General features: G+C 29.4%; 15 protein-coding genes, 1 tRNA gene and 1 other annotated feature (1 of these 17 cut by a window edge). Of the genes, 2 read left to right on the forward strand and 14 right to left on the reverse strand.

Going from position 1 to position 15637, the window contains the following annotated elements:
• Positions 1 to 506 precede the first annotated feature (506 nt).
• The 8 genes from dagF to AYC61_RS02305 all read right to left on the reverse strand — a co-directional run bounded on the left by dagF (position 507) and on the right by AYC61_RS02305 (position 8019).
• On the reverse strand, positions 507 to 1256 hold the full coding sequence (gene dagF, locus AYC61_RS02270; RefSeq protein ID WP_066496304.1) for a 2-dehydro-3-deoxy-phosphogluconate aldolase: 750 nt from the start codon (positions 1254 to 1256) through the stop codon (positions 507 to 509).
• 2 nt (positions 1257 to 1258) lie between these two features.
• The gene (locus tag AYC61_RS02275; protein ID WP_066496308.1) at positions 1259 to 2380 is read right to left on the reverse strand and encodes a DgaE family pyridoxal phosphate-dependent ammonia lyase; all 1122 of its coding nucleotides are present in this window, start codon (positions 2378 to 2380) and stop codon (positions 1259 to 1261) included.
• A 185-nt stretch (positions 2381 to 2565) separates the two neighbouring features.
• A complete protein-coding gene (locus tag AYC61_RS02280) occupies positions 2566 to 3378 on the reverse strand; it encodes a PTS system mannose/fructose/sorbose family transporter subunit IID (protein ID WP_066496311.1) in 813 nt (270 codons plus the stop codon).
• A complete protein-coding gene (locus AYC61_RS02285) occupies positions 3378 to 4130 on the reverse strand; it encodes a PTS mannose/fructose/sorbose/N-acetylgalactosamine transporter subunit IIC (protein WP_066496312.1) in 753 nt (250 codons plus the stop codon). The genes AYC61_RS02280 and AYC61_RS02285 overlap by 1 nt, the downstream gene beginning before the upstream one ends.
• 14 nt (positions 4131 to 4144) lie before the next feature.
• Entirely contained in the window at positions 4145 to 4633 is a 489-nt protein-coding gene (locus tag AYC61_RS02290) for a PTS sugar transporter subunit IIB (protein ID WP_066496313.1), read from the reverse strand.
• A gap of 21 nt (positions 4634 to 4654) precedes the next feature.
• Positions 4655 to 5074 carry a PTS sugar transporter subunit IIA gene (locus AYC61_RS02295; protein ID WP_066496314.1) on the reverse strand — a complete coding sequence of 140 codons (420 nt, stop codon included), beginning with the start codon at positions 5072 to 5074 and terminating at the stop codon, positions 4655 to 4657.
• 73 nt (positions 5075 to 5147) lie between these two features.
• Positions 5148 to 5918: a PRD domain-containing protein gene (locus AYC61_RS02300; RefSeq protein WP_066496318.1), complete on the reverse strand. Its 771-nt coding sequence runs from the start codon at positions 5916 to 5918 to the stop codon at positions 5148 to 5150.
• Positions 5902 to 8019 (reverse strand): sigma 54-interacting transcriptional regulator, encoded by a 2118-nt coding sequence (locus AYC61_RS02305; RefSeq protein WP_066496321.1) that lies wholly within the window; start codon positions 8017 to 8019, stop codon positions 5902 to 5904. Before AYC61_RS02305 ends, AYC61_RS02300 begins: the two co-directional genes overlap by 17 nt.
• 256 nt (positions 8020 to 8275) lie before the next feature.
• On the opposite strand from AYC61_RS02305, the gene AYC61_RS02310 reads away from it, so the two are divergent.
• Positions 8276 to 9700: an NAD(P)/FAD-dependent oxidoreductase gene (locus AYC61_RS02310; protein WP_066496323.1), complete on the forward strand. Its 1425-nt coding sequence runs from the start codon at positions 8276 to 8278 to the stop codon at positions 9698 to 9700.
• A 202-nt stretch (positions 9701 to 9902) separates the two neighbouring features.
• Here the strand turns inward: AYC61_RS02310 and AYC61_RS02315 are convergent, their stop codons facing one another.
• The gene (locus AYC61_RS02315; RefSeq protein ID WP_066496326.1) at positions 9903 to 10331 is read right to left on the reverse strand and encodes a hypothetical protein; all 429 of its coding nucleotides are present in this window, start codon (positions 10329 to 10331) and stop codon (positions 9903 to 9905) included.
• Positions 10332 to 10803: 472 nt separating this feature from the next.
• Here AYC61_RS02315 and AYC61_RS02320 point away from each other — a divergent pair, with 472 nt between their 5' ends.
• Positions 10804 to 11622 (forward strand): N-acetylmuramoyl-L-alanine amidase family protein, encoded by an 819-nt coding sequence (locus AYC61_RS02320; RefSeq protein ID WP_066496328.1) that lies wholly within the window; start codon positions 10804 to 10806, stop codon positions 11620 to 11622.
• Between the two features lie 64 nt (positions 11623 to 11686).
• Here AYC61_RS02320 and AYC61_RS02325 read toward each other — a convergent pair whose 3' ends face one another.
• The 5 genes from AYC61_RS02325 to asnS form a co-directional block, all read right to left on the reverse strand.
• Positions 11687 to 12274, reverse strand: a complete 588-nt coding sequence (locus AYC61_RS02325; RefSeq protein ID WP_066496335.1) for a DUF2284 domain-containing protein — start codon at positions 12272 to 12274, stop codon at positions 11687 to 11689.
• An 87-nt stretch (positions 12275 to 12361) separates the two neighbouring features.
• Positions 12362 to 12835: a tRNA adenosine(34) deaminase TadA gene (gene tadA / locus AYC61_RS02330; RefSeq protein WP_066496338.1), complete on the reverse strand. Its 474-nt coding sequence runs from the start codon at positions 12833 to 12835 to the stop codon at positions 12362 to 12364.
• A gap of 27 nt (positions 12836 to 12862) precedes the next feature.
• Complete coding sequence (locus tag AYC61_RS02335) at positions 12863 to 13219, reverse strand: DUF1801 domain-containing protein (RefSeq protein WP_066496340.1); 357 nt, start codon at positions 13217 to 13219, stop codon at positions 12863 to 12865.
• 484 nt (positions 13220 to 13703) lie between these two features.
• Positions 13704 to 13780: transfer RNA gene (locus AYC61_RS02340), tRNA-Arg, on the reverse strand.
• Positions 13781 to 14116: 336 nt separating this feature from the next.
• Positions 14117 to 15508 carry an asparagine--tRNA ligase gene (asnS, locus tag AYC61_RS02345; protein ID WP_066496344.1) on the reverse strand — a complete coding sequence of 464 codons (1392 nt, stop codon included), beginning with the start codon at positions 15506 to 15508 and terminating at the stop codon, positions 14117 to 14119.
• Between the two features lie 59 nt (positions 15509 to 15567).
• Positions 15568 to 15637: a binding site (T-box leader), on the reverse strand; it runs 173 nt beyond the window's last position.

A 15637-nucleotide genomic window follows, 5' to 3' on the forward strand; every position in this document is an offset into this window, starting at 1 on the left:
TTGTTTTGTTATGCAAACTCATCCAACTATATTCAGCCTCATATGTGATTCGTATTCCTCAGACCGGAAATTTGCCTCCAGCTTCCTTCAGATTCCACCTCACGGTGGACACCCTTGCTCTTGGCTAACACCTAATCACCTTCGGTGTTCGGGACTTTCACCCTATAGATTATGCCCATGCTGGGCACACATAAAAAAAAGACTCTTCTAATGAGTCTTTTTTTACACTTATATAAATGTGTAGATATTATAATTTAAGTTATACCTCATTAGAAAGAATTAGTTTAATTTTTTTGCAATACAAACAACCAGCGTTAAAATAATAACCCCAGTTAAAAAATGTATAAAATTGTACTGAACTATTCTTTCTATTAAGCTCTAACATTTTTAATATCCTCCATCAAATTCACTGTTTATAAATATATTAATATTCATTATAGCAGATTATTGTCACTTGTCAACGAATTATCACTTTATTTTGCGAAATTGTCTAAATATTTATATAATTAAAAAAGCTTCTTAATTTCATTGTAAACTTCTTTTACCATATCTACAGAAGTTAATCCAGTTTCTTTATCAATAACAGATGTATATACATGAGGTATTATTTTATTACATCCTGCATCTAAGCAAACTTTAACTATTTTATAAACATTGCTAGCATCTATTCCTCCAGTTGGTTCTATAACTGGCATATCTAATTCAGCACAAGCCTCTGCAACAGCTTTAAGTTCATCTATATGCTTTATTCCTTTCATGTGAAAAAATTTAACTGACTTAACTCCAATCTCTTTTAACATAGTTATAGCTGTTTTTACATCTACAACTGCATCTTCCATATTAGAGCTTTCTGGTCCTGTTGATATTTTAACTTTACCAACTACACCTGTTGGACTAATAAGTGCATTTACAAAGGTATTATTGCATCCACTAGCATTTAATACTCCTGCTGTATATCCTGCAGCTGTATATACTTGATTAGCATGACCTGGATCAAGTTTTGAAGCTATCTCTGCTACTACCTTCCATTGTTTTGGATCTCCTGCTCCTAATCCAATTGATATCACCGGAATTTTTTCTAAATATTTTTTCCCTTCTTCTACTGCTTCTTCTACTGTATCAAAATTTTTAGATAATAATCCAATGACAGTATTCCCATCCATTGCATCAAATACTTCCTTTGCATTGTCTGCATCTTTAGCTAAATAATTAACTGCTACTTTCCCTTTATAAAAATTAAAACGTTCAAAATCCATAGTTATTTTGCCTCCTTCAAATAATTTACCGCTTCTTTTAATCTATCTAATAATAATTCTTCTTCTCCTTGATGAAGAGGTCTTGGATCAAAATGTATATAACCTAAGTTAGAATAATAGTTCCTTGTGTATATTGCTGGATTACCATTTTCTAATTCCTTTATTAAAGCTCTTGCATCGAATCCTAAAATATCATTGTTTACTTTTACTTTCAATCTGAAAATTTCTCTACCCGCTTCATCTTGCTCTATGTCAGCTGTTAGCCCATCTATTTTACTTACTTCGTTTTTTAAATACTCGACAATTTTTATCTGCTTTTCACATAGTGCTTTGTTATCTTTTTTCTCATACAATTCCAATGCTTTTATTAATCCCATTATGCTTTCTTTACTGATTTTCATTGTTCGTCCAATTCCTTTGTACTGTTTGTAGCAAGCATCTATCCAGTGTTTTTTACCTGTAATAAAACCAGATGTAGGTCCTTCTATGGCTTTTGCTCCACTGTATATAACCATATCTGCACCCAATCTAACATATTTTTTCAAATCTTCTTCTGCTGCTGCATCTACTATTATCGGTAGATTAAACTCCTGTCCTATTTTAATCATATCATCTAATGAAACCATGCCCTTTTGAACTGCATGATGGGATTTGACATAAAAAAGTACTGCAGTGTTATCAGTTATTGCCTCTTTTATATGGTCTATTTCTACTTTATTAGCACATCCAACCTCTATGATTTTTCCTCCACCAATCTTAATCATTTGAGTTATTGAAGCTCCAAAATTTACACAATGTCCTTTTTGAATTATTATTTCATTTTTTAAACCTGTGCTATCTGGTAATTTTTCAACCAAAGAAATTTTACCTTTTGTTATAGCAGCTGCGGTAGATATTGCTATGCCTGATGATGCTCCTAAAGTTATACAACTAGCCTCTGCACCAGTATGATCTGATATAAGCTCCCCTGCTCTTTTCATAAGTTCATCTATTACAACAAAATCTCTGGAAGCCTCGTATACGCTTTGTGATACTTCATCTGCTGGTGTAGAAACTCCTAATATTGTCATCTTACCACTTGCATTAATAACTTTTCTTAAATCTATTGATTCATATATACTCATATATTAACCTCCTAACAAGAAAAAAGGAGAATAAACTCCCATTTTCTTATTAATATAACTTTATAACAACCGAAGCAATTACATATTAATTGCAGCACACCGTTTCAATAAAACAAAAAATTGCACACTCCTATTAAATCTAATCGGTACCCGCGCCTATAAAAATGGGACTATCTTTCACCTTGTTATAAAATTCCTAATAAAGAACATACTATACTAATTACTATAATTGATGTTAAAATAATATTGTAACGCGGACCTTTTTTCTTTAAAAACCAATATATACCAAACACTGCTGCTAGGGGTAATAATCCTGGTGCCATTGAGTCTAAGATATCTTGAATGACTATTGGACTGCCCTCCAATAAATTTATTTCAAGAGGTGTAGAGATGTTTATATAACTTGCTGATAGTGCACCCATCATGAATAGACCTAGTATACTGGCACCTGTTATTAACTCCTTGACTCTTCCGTCCTGAAGTAAACTTAATATTGATTCTCTACCTAAAGAATATCCTTTTATACATAATCCGTAACTTATTATCATTGTTACTGCTGTGTATGTCACTAATGGCATTATACCTCCCATAGCACTTCCTTGTGTTGCAAAAGGTAAGAATATAGCTATAATTAATGGCATAATACCTGCCCATACTATTGAATCTCCCATACCTGCAACCGGTCCCATTAAACCTGTTTTGATACCTGTAATAGCTGCATCAGGAACATTTTCACCACTTGCTTTCTGTTCTTCCATAGCTATTGTTATACCATGTATAATTGTTCCAAATATACCTTCAGTATTAAAAAAGTCTAAATGTCTCTTTAGTGCTTCACTTAACTCTTGCTTAGTAGTATAAAGTTTTTTTAGTACAGGAATCATACTTGAACAAAATATTAAACTTTGCAAACGTTCATAGGAGTTTGACAATTCTGCTCCAAGATAATATGTTAACCATACTTTTCGTATATCTTTTTTAGTTATTTTATCTGGCATTATGCTTCTGCACCTCCTTTATTTGCTGTTCCTCTATACAATAATGCTAAACATGTACCAAATATTGCTGCTGCCATAACATTTATATTTAAGAATTTTACTGCAAAAAAACCCATGATAAAGAACGGAATAAGACGTTTTTTACCTATAACCATAATTGTAATTGCAAAACCTAGTGCTGGTAATATACCACCCATTATTTCAAATGAATGTGTTAACCAAACTGGTAATATAGCTAGTATTTTATTTACTACAGCTTCTCCATAATAAGTTGATATAAATACTATTGGAAAACGAATAATAAAACCTAATATTGCAGGGTATAAAAATGCACATCTATAAATTCCTTTAGTATTTGCTTCTTCGGCATGTTTATCAGCCATATGAACCCAGAAAGCGTTTGTAGTACGTCTTAATTGATCTACAAATACTCCTAATATTCCAAATGGAACAGCTAATGCTACTGCCATATTTGGTTCTAATCCTGTTTGCAGTGCTATTGGTATAGCTATACAAGCTGCTAAAGCAGGGTCTGAAGGAACATTTCCACCCGGTGTAGATGTAACCCCTAAGTACACTAATTGAACTCCAGCACCTATTATCATAGCCCCAGCCATGTCTCCAAATAACAGTCCAACTACTACAGCTACACATACTGGTTGTATTAACATTCCAGAAAAAGTATAACCAAATCTTAATCTAGCAAACCAATAGTATAAGCCCATACAAATAGCGATACCTAATGATCCCATAATAAAACCTCCTATTATTTATATTTTTTTAATATGTCTTTTAAAGGCTGAGGCTTGTCTTCAGGTATTGTTTGAAAATATATTTCAACATTTTTCCCATCAAGTTCCTCTAACCTTTTTACATCAGCATCATCAAGAGTAATATTTTGAAAAACAGTTTTTCTGTTAGGTCCTCCACCCAAACCACCAACTTGAATTCTTTCAACGCTAAATCCTTTTTCCCAAGCCAGTTTTAATGATTTTAAATCACCAAAAAGTATCAATACATTACCTAATCCAAACTTATCTGATTTCCATTCTTCACATGCTTCATTTATTCCATAACAATCTACTTTTACATTTGGTGGTGCTGCCATTAAGTACACATTTTTCATGAATGGGTCACTAGCAAGCATATCACTAATTACAATTATTCTATTAGCTCCTGCTTGATTTACCCATTTGGTAACAACTTGCCCATGAATTAAACGGCTGTCAATTCTACAAAGCACTATTTCTGCCATATTGCTTCCTCCTTTTATTTTTTAATTTTTATTCATTGCTTTTTCTAATAATTTAATTACATCCTTACATCCATTTTGCGCAGAAGAAACTATTCTTTCTATTGTTTCTTCACTTTCTAAGCTATCTATAGAAGAAATTGCTTCTAGTAGCATTGGTGCATTTAACCCTGAAATAACTCTTATTTTATACAACTGACTTAATTTTGCTGATACATTAGATGTAGTTCCTCCATATAAATCTGTCATTATAACGGAATTATCAGCCAATTGAGATACTTTATTTTCAACTTTTTCATAGAATTCTTGAAAAGTTTCATTCGCAGTCAATGCAATTTCAGAAACTCTAGGAGTATCTCCTAGAATCATTTTCATACTCTCTATAAGTTTTTCACCCCATCCACCATGGGTTAAAAGTAATATTTCTGCATTCTCTGTGGACAATTATGCCACCTCCTTTCAAGTACTTATGTATATCGCAATTAACATGCCAAATTTGTGTCATAAAAAAAACACCCTAAGGTGTTTTTTGATATAAAAGCTCATAAATACAAGCGATTTCCCTATTAGATAATTCTATCCCATAGTTGTTTTCTATTTTAGAAAATGACAGTTTTATTACAGAAAAAGCTTCTTTTATTACATTATCATATTTTTTTATCTCATATTCTATTGGAATTTTATTTATTATTATTCTTTCTACCATACAGCAGCAATGTATTAAAAATCTTAACCTTATTTGCTTTGATATATTGATTCTTAATTTTTCGCTTATTAAAGTTAATGCTTCTTCAACTTCAGATAATATTCTATTAGGATTTAGTATTGTTAAATAGTCTATTATACTTTGTAATGTAATAGAACTAACAAACTTGTCAGTTATTTCTTTTAAACTACCCTCAAAATTATTTAACTGCTCTCTTATGCCAATAATATCCATTAGAAGATCAATACCATTTTCTGAAAATAACTCTTCTAGTGATATAAATGGAATATCAAATACATTAATATTAAAGGTCCCTATAATCCCTACTATCTCTTCGTCATCTTTTATTTGTTTTAATAGTTTTTCCTGAGTATCTATTAGATGGTATTCTTTTGACTCAATTTTAAAATCCTGAGGCAGAAAATCCTTGAATGTATTTTCTATCAATTTTTTTATTTTATTAGCTGTACCTATTCCTGTTATACATGATGTTATTAATACTTTAGTATTTTTATTAATTGCATTAGTTGATTCAACTAAAAGCACTTGTTTATTAGATATTTCTTTAAAAAATTGAACCATTAAGCGGTTTTAAGTCATATACAACTTTCCTTGTTATTTCCAACAATACTTCTGTCGTTATATTCTTTATAACTATATTTTTTACTCCTAAATTTTTTTCAATAACTTGGCCAAAAGAAACTAACGATCCCATATCTACTAATAATATCATTTCTTCATATTTCTTATCTTTTATTAATTCTATGAGTTTATCTAATGTATCGCTAATAGACTGCTCTAAAGGCATATCTATTGGCTGAATTATTTCTGTTTTAAATAAGGTATTTGCAAAACCAGCCATACTTGATGCAGTTGTATTTCCATGTGCAATTATGACAACACCGCAGTTTCTATTCTCATTTTTAATTGGATTGCTATTATATAATGCATTTAAAAATAATGTGATAAATATAAGCTCACTCTTTGGACATGAAACTCTAAATACATCACTCATATATGTGCATATCACTTTTGCTTCATCATACTCTTTTTTATAATTCTTAACTATATATGATGTGTTGTAAACCGGTGTACTTTCTCCGTTTCTTACATATGATAAAAAAGTATATATGTGAAGATAAAAATTGTTTTTAGTTGCATCATCAAATTCTATGTGTGTTATTTCTTCAATTTTGTTTATTATCTTATTTATCTTTCCTGTCATTGGACCATCTATTAGTTTTCTAGATAGTTCATTGTTTTTATTTTCTTGAATTTTATAATAAAAAGTATATTGAAACAATGTCTGAATTTTATTCTCTAATAATAATCTGCTTTCAATATATGATAAATCTTTCTCTCTCAATGCATTATATTCTTTTGTAAGCAAAGAATAAAAATTGATACCGTTACTGTCATTATCTTGTAAATTTAATTCTTTTTCAAATATATAATTACTTTCTGGTGTTATATCTGTATATTCCAATCTGTTAAATAATGCATCAAGTAATTTTTTTACTTTTAAATCATCATATATATTCTTTTCTGTCACAAAAGTGTCATCCAGTATTATATACTCATATCCTTTTGTCATTACATTTAGGAATGCTTGTGCACATTTGTATTGTATTTCACTTTTAAGTTCACCTATATTTCCTTCAAACTCATGTGTCATCAAGTAATATGCAAATTCATATGACAATTTAATTTTTAATCCAGTTTTAATACTTTCGTGCTGTAAAAATTTCAATATTATCTCTAATCTTTCTTTAGGCGTTCTATTAGATAACTTAGGAATTTCTATTACTACTTGAATTCTCCTTAAAAATGTTCTTAATAAGGATGAGTTGACATCGCATGTTGTAGCTCCTATTAATCTAATATTAACCTTGTTTAGGTTTCCTGAAGCTCCTAGTTTTCTATATTGATTTTTATCAAGTATAGAAAACAGTTTTTCCTGTCCTTCGGCGGGAAGTCTATGTATTTCATCTAGAAACAAAAACCCTCCATCTGCCTTTTGTATTAACCCTTCTTTATCTGCTGTTGCTCCTGTAAAAGCTCCTTTTGTATATCCAAAAAGTTGCCCTGTTAATAACTCTGGATTGTTATAATACTCGGAACAATTAAAATACACAAAAGGAATTGAAGTCTGAGAATGTTTATAATTTTCATAGTATTGATGCATAACCTCTGCAAAAAAAGTTTTTCCAACACCTGATGCACCTGTCAATAACACATGTAGTCCATTTGGTGGATACAAAACAGCTGATTTAGCTTTATCAATAGCTTCCTTTAAACTTTTATTGTTGCCTATTAATCTATTAAATGGATCTTCCTCTGTTTTAGTCTTTGTTTCCGCTTCACTAATAGATGTAGTTAAGTACTTATTTTTGAGACGTTCAAATGATTTAACTTCATAATCACACTTTCTTATTTTACATTCTAATAGATTTTCGAAACTATCTGTATCAATAAACAGAACTGGTCTTGATTTGATTTTTATAAGTCTATACTCTTTATTTAATGTGTTTAATTCTTGACTTACAGCATTTCTAGCAATTTTTAATTTATCACTAATTTCTTGTGCTGAAGTTCCAATATTTAAATTATATTGCAAATCTTGTTTTGTTATTTTACTCGATAATACCTTTATTTCATTGTAAATTTTTTCTTTTCTTTTCATAAAAACACCACCTTTTTTATGATGTCTAATTTACTAATAAATATATCATATTTTTAATTATTATGTCGATATTTGTTTGTTTAATATATATTTTAAACATTTATGTAAATGTCCGAATTATATATGTGAATTTTTGTAATATATAATGTGTTTCACGTCTTAAAATCGAATGTTGTTGATGTATTTCTTTGAATTATTCGTATTTTGTGGTATAATTATTATGTATTAATGTGTTTTCTACTAAGGAGGTTTTATAATGAACTATGATGTTATTATAGTAGGTGCTGGTCCTGCTGGCTTATTTACAGCATTGGAATTAGTTAACCTAAATAAAGATAAAAAAATATTATTAATAGAAAAAGGAAAAAAAGTAGAAAATAGAAATTGTCCTAAAGAAGTAACACACGAATGTGTAGATTGCAAACCTTACTGTAATATTACAGCTGGTGTTTCAGGAGCAGGAGCATTTTCAGATGGAAAGTTAAGTTTAAGTCCTGAAGTCGGTGGAATTTTACCTGAATATCTAGGCTATGATAATACAAAAAACTTGATAGATTATGTAGATAATATATACTTAAAATTTGGCGCTGACACTGAAGTAAACGGTTTAGTTGAAAGTACAATGGTTCAAGAAATAAGAAGAAAAGCAATAAAAGCAGGACTTAAATTAATTGATTGTCCAATCAGACATTTAGGTACTGAAAAATCTCAAGAAATATATAGAAAAATTCAAGATTATATTATTGCTGAGGGTGTAGAATTAAGAGATACTACTTATGTTAAAGATTTAATAATTAAAGATAATGAGATAAAAGGAATTGAGCTCCTTAGTTCTTATGATTTTGTTAAAGGTAATACTGATAAATCTGAAATAGTTTATGGTAATAAAGTCATTTTATGTGTTGGAAGAAAAGGTGCTGATTGGTTAAAGCAAATGTGTATAAAACATGGCATAGAACATAGTGCAGGTACTGTTGATATTGGAGTAAGAGTTGAAGTAAGAAATGAAATTATGGAGCAAATAAATAATGTTCTTTATGAGGGAAAACTAATAGGGTATCCTAATCCATTTAAAGATAAAGTTAGAACATTTTGCCAAAATCCGGGTGGTTTTGTTTCTGAGGAAAGATATGATAACCAGCTTTCTATTGTTAATGGCCACTCTTATAAAGAGAAAAAAAGCATGAATACAAACCTTGCTATATTGAGCTCTCATAATTTTAGGTATCCTTTTAACCAACCAATTGAATATGGTAAAAAGGTAGCGGAACTTTTGAACATGTTAGGTAACAACAAAATACTAGTACAACGTTTTGGAGATATACTAGATGGAAAAAGGACTTGGGAAAAAGAACTACACAGATCTAATGTTAAACCAACATTAACTGATGCAGTTCCTGGTGATCTTACATCTGCAATACCATACAGACCTATGACAAATATTATAAACTTTATAAAAGCTATGGATGTTATTGTTCCTGGTATAGCTAGTACTGAAACACTGTTATACGGACCTGAAATCAAATTTTACTCTAATAAAGTAACTATAGATAAAGAATTTAAAGCAAATATAAAAAATCTACATTTCCTTGGTGATGGATGTGGATTAACTAGAGGCTTGATGATGGCATCATGTTCTGGTGTACAAATGGCTAGGATATTGATGGATGCTGTTAAATAATAACTGTTCATAAAAAGCTTGTATCTTATGATATAAGCTTTTTTATAATACATTGGGAAGTCAAAAACTTTTGAAATTGTGGATAAATTTTAATATTCGTTATGTTTTCAAATAAGATAACCTTAAAAATCTTTATAAAATACTCTTTATATTTTCTTCAACTGTATATTTACTATCTCTTATACGTTTTCTTGTGTTCAAATCATTGCTTTTTATTATAATCTTCTTCTAACCTTAAAAGCAGTTTATCAACTTTAAGTATATCTTTTTTGTTAAGCTTATATAACTTTTGCGGCTCTTCATCAAAAATAATAAATGGTTTGTTATATGCTAGTCTAGCATCTCCAATTATTATAAGAATATCAGATGTTTTTAGCATAATATCTTTACGGAATGGTTTTGCATTTTCTATTGCATGAATAATTATTTCTCTATCTTCTTTACTTAAAATAGTAAACTCTCTGTTTCCTGTTGACCTGTCCATATAGCTCTTTCCATTAGTTGTTATTTGTTTGAGAATTTTAATTTTTTTGTTTTTGAAAGAATTGTATTCTTCAAAATGATTGTATATTTGAACACCGGCAAATATAACAATCAATCCTATAAATATACAGATTATTGCTCTGCGCATCTATTAATCTTCCTCCATTTAAAAATTAGTATAGTTTTTTATAAAAACAACTTGCATTATACTTTGTACAACACCATATTCAATACTCAATTTCTTTTATTTTTATTGCATATTAAAAATAATTAATAATTTTTTGATTTACTTGTTTTATTATTTTTGTTATAATTTTCTACAAATATTATAATATAACTCCCTATTAGTTTCAATAGGTTAGATTTTAATTAAATAATTCTATACCTCAGATACAAATTTTAAAATTCATCAAATTTTTAACAATAAATAATTAAATACTATTTTACAACTTGTTTACAAATAATATATACTTTATATATATACTTAAAATACAATAATAGTATTAAAATAGCTATATAATAAATTTATTCATAATTTTACGTAAACAGCTTTGTATTTATACTCAAACTGAGTAAAATCTAGCTATTAATATAAAATGTATTACGGGAGAGATAATTTTATGGAATATAATCAACTTAGTTCTGAAGAAAAATATAAGCTTTACTTAAGAAAAAAACGTAGGAAAGCTATGATGAAACGACGACGACGCTTTTTTAGTTTATTATTTGTTTTAATTATAGTAAGTTGTTTTTTAGTAATCAGAAGTTGTAATAATAACTCTGAAGCTAATGTAGTTAGTAAAACATCAGTTAATAATTCATTGACAGGTGAAGATGTATTTACCGTTTGCATAGATCCGGGGCACGGTGACTTTGACAGTGGAGCTGATTCTAAGACCTTCAATGTTTTTGAAAAAGATATAGTCTTGGATGTATCTCTTTTGGTAGGAAAAGTATTAAAAGACAATGGTATAAACGTTATATATACCCGCACTAATGACGATATTCCTTGGACAACCCAACTCGATTCTTTGAAGGGAAGATGTGAGATATCTAATACGAGTAATGCAGATGTTTTTATATCAATTCATTGTAATTATTATAAAAACTCATCCTCTATTAAGGGCACTGAAGTCTGGTGTGAGTTTAAGGATACCGAAGATGAAAAATTAGCAAAAAAAATAAGTGATAATCTTAGTATGATTAATTTTACTAAAAACAGAGGTTTGAAATATAAATCAGATAATAAACTTCATGTTTTAGAAAATACAAATACTACAGCTGTACTTATTGAACTAGGTTATTTAAGCAACACTGATGATACTATATTTTTGAAATCAGAAAAGGGTAAAGATGAGTGTGCTAATGCTATAGCTAAAGCTATTATTGAATATAGAGATTCTATTAAAGATAATAATGATGTAGATGTGAAAAAATAAAATTAAAAGTACATCACTATAGGTATCGTAAAAACTTCATAATTACTTATAGGATGTACTTTTTTTATCTGCCTGTTTTTATATAAGCTTTTATTAATTCACTATCCAATTTACCTTTGCTTAGTACTGCTCCTACAAACATCAAATACTCTGGAAGCTTATCACTACTCCACAATATTTTGTCATTAAACATCTCACATATTCCACTAACTTGAAAACCTAATGCTTCAAGTGAATATCTCATTTTATCTTGTTTTATACAAGGACTATTATTTGTCCTCGTACAATTATTACATAACAAACAACTTCCCGCGTATAAAGCTTTTGTATCTTTAAAGTTTCTTTCAATATCAATAAGGCTTTTGTCAAAATATAGCCTGATGTTATCAGATATTTTTCTAGATAATTTTTTTGCCTCTTTATTGGCTCTCGATTCTTCCTTTATGTGTATTTTAACTCTTACTACACTACAATAATTATAGCTGTCTATGTAATCAGATGTTTCAAATTTATGAGGTGGGCACGACCATATTTTATTGTAATTTGGACATCTTTTACAAAATCCAAAGATCTTTTCAGGTTCATGATATTTATTTAAATCTTCTATACTAACTTCATCTGTTTTAACCTCAATGAAATTTATAATATCCACATAATCACCTTATTCATCAAATTTATGCATCTTACAACATTGTTGATATTTCAACAAAGCTTCTATGTATTAATTCAAAGCCTAAACTTATAAATTTATTTTATTCTTTCCTTTTTTACTACGTAACTCTGAAAAGAAATCTTTCATAATTTTAGAACATTCATTTTCTAAAATACCTTTTACTACTTCTACTCTGTGATTCAACTTTGGATTTTCGACTATGTTCATTACTGAACCACAAGCCCCTGCTTTTGGATCAAGCGCTCCTATTACAAGTCTATCTATTCTAGAATTAACTATAGCTCCTGCACACATTGGACATGGTTCTATTGTCACATACATGCAGCATCCAGAAAGTCTCCATCCACCTAGCTTTTCACATGCTTCTCTTATTGCTATCATTTCAGCATGTGTCGTTGCATCTTTTGATGTTTCTCTTAAATTATATCCTTCTGAAATTACTTCGTTATTTTTTACTATAACAGCTCCTATAGGCACTTCTTTAATTTCATAAGCTTTGTATGCTTCTTCAATCGCTAGCTTCATGTAATATTCATCCATTTTATTTCTCCTAATTTGTTAAATACTTTATTCTTTGTCATTCAAACAAAAATAAATAGCTTGTTTAATATACTCTAAAGGAAATGGTATACTATCTGGTATTTTGACACATCCAACGCCTGTTTTTATTTTTTTGTCCGCCTGAGCTACTATATCTACACAATCGTATTTGCCAAAATGTATTGATATATATGATTTTTGACTTGCTATACCTACATATATCCTGCTTCCACTTTGCCTAAATACGGGAAATTTAGTTTTGGGTCCGTAATTACAGCTTTCTATTATGTTTGGATATTTAAATCTGATAAATTGTACTATGTCTTCTACTTTCTTCTTTCTTTCATAAGACAATTTACTTATATAAGCGTCTACTTCGTTCATATTTAAACACCTGCCGATTTGTTTTTAATTATTTTACTTTGCGATATCAATTTTATTCATTTCCATTGTTTCACCTATTCTAACTCTTTCCCAGTTATTGTTATTATGAAAAAGTTTCTTTAGTTAGCTTCAAACCATGATTATTTCATTAATTATTACTGTTAATAGTATGTGAATTAATTCTATCATACATATATATTTTTTAAAATACCCACCAAATTCTTTTCTTATTTGGTAGAATATAATTTTTATAATTTTTATTAACAATCGCTTAACCATTCAACTGCTAAATGATTTTTTGCAATACAATTTACCTTTTAAAAACATTCCAAATGAAGAGATTATACTTGTACCCAAAAAAATTATACCTGAGAACAAAAAAATTCTGTCACTTTAGAACAGAATAATCTTTATAAGAATCTAATAATTTAAATCCTTACCTATTATTTTCATTGTAACTACTATCTATTTTAAGACATAAAAATGGTGCACCTGAGAGGAGTCGAACCCCCGACACATGCCTTAGGAGGGCACTGCTCTATCCTACTGAGCTACAGATGCACATATATCGATACTTATATATGATATAATATTTTTTTATATTTGTCAAATTATCTAATTTTAAGGCTTTCCTCTATGTATTCTAAATATATATTAGTTTGTAAAGCATATTACAGTCATATAAAAGTAATCCTAGAAAAAGTACATTAAACAATACTTTTATACAAAACCATACAATAATCGTTTGCAATTATTTAGTACAATTAGTGAAACTACACTCATTATATTCCTAGAAGTAAGCAGACTAGCTTTTAAATAAATATATATTACTCTGCTTAAAATAAAAGGTATCTTCTCTCATGTTTTAATGAAAAAAGATACCTTCTTATTTTACCTTTAGAATAACGCTGATTTTACTGTTCTTGGGAATGGTATTACATCTCTTATGTTACCCATTCCTGTTAGATACATTATAGCTCTCTCAAAGCCTAAGCCATATCCTGCATGTTTAGTTGTACCAAATTTCCTAAGCTCTAAATACCACCAATAATCTTCTCTATTTAAGCCTAGTTCATCTATTCTTTGCTGTAATACGTCTAATCTTTCTTCTCTTTGGCTTCCACCTATTATTTCACCTATTCCCGGTACTAGTAAATCCATAGCTGCAACTGTTTTACCATCATCATTTAATCTCATATAGAAAGCCTTAATTTCTTTTGGATAATCTGTTACAAATACTGGTTTTTTATACACTTGTTCTGTAATATATCTCTCATGTTCAGTTTGTAAATCTGTTCCCCACTCTACTGGATATTGGAACTTGACATCTGCTTTTTTTAGAATTTCTACAGCTTCTGTGTATGTTATTCTAGCAAAATCAGAATTTGCTACATTGTTTAATCTTTCTATTAATCCTTTATCAATAAACTTGTTAAAAAACTCTATTTCTTCCTTTGCATTTTCCATAACATATTTTATTATGAATTTAAGCATATCTTCTGCTAGCTTCATATCATCCGCTAAATCAGCAAATGCTATCTCTGGTTCTACCATCCAAAATTCTGCCGCATGTCTAGCTGTATTTGAGTTTTCAGCTCTAAAAGTTGGTCCGAATGTATAAACTCTTCTGAATGCTTGCGCATAACTTTCAGCGTTTAACTGTCCACTAACTGTAAGGTTTGTTTCTTTTCCAAAGAAATCTAATGTGTTGTCTATTTTACCTTCTTCATCTCTAGGAATATCGTTTAGATCATGTGTTGTTATTCTAAACATTTCTCCTGCACCTTCACAGTCACTACCTGTTATAATTGGTGTATGTGTATATACAAACCCTCTTTCATTAAAGAACTTGTGAATTGCATAAGCAGCTAATGAACGTACTCTAAATACTGCTGAAAATGTGTTACTTCTTGGTCTTAAATGTGCTATTGTTCTAAGATATTCAAATGTATGTCTTTTCTTTTGTAGCGGATAATCTGCTGAAGAAGTTCCTTCTACTACTATTTTTTGAGCTTTTATTTCAAATGGTTGTTTTGCTCCTGGTGTAAGTTCAAATTTACCTTCAACTATGATTGATGAACTAATTGAAAGTTTTTTGATTACATCAAAATTTTCTAAGTCTTCCTCAAATACTACTTGAATATTTTTAAAGAACGTCCCGTCATTTAATTCTATGAACCCAAATTTCTTTGATGCTCTTATTGTCCTTATCCATCCAGCTATTTTGATAGTTTGATCTTTGTAATCTTGCTGTTTCCCATAGATGTCTTTTATTAATGTGTAACTCATTGTTTTTACCTCCTTATATTATTTATTGTTCAAAAAATATAAAAAACCTTTCATCCCTATATAGGGACGAAAGGTATATCTTCCGCGGTACCACCCTGTTTATTACTAAACATAATCACTTTATCAGTA

Source organism: Abyssisolibacter fermentans, from assembly GCF_001559865.1.
In the GTDB taxonomy this organism is placed as follows: domain Bacteria; phylum Bacillota; class Clostridia; order Tissierellales; family MCWD3; genus Abyssisolibacter; species Abyssisolibacter fermentans.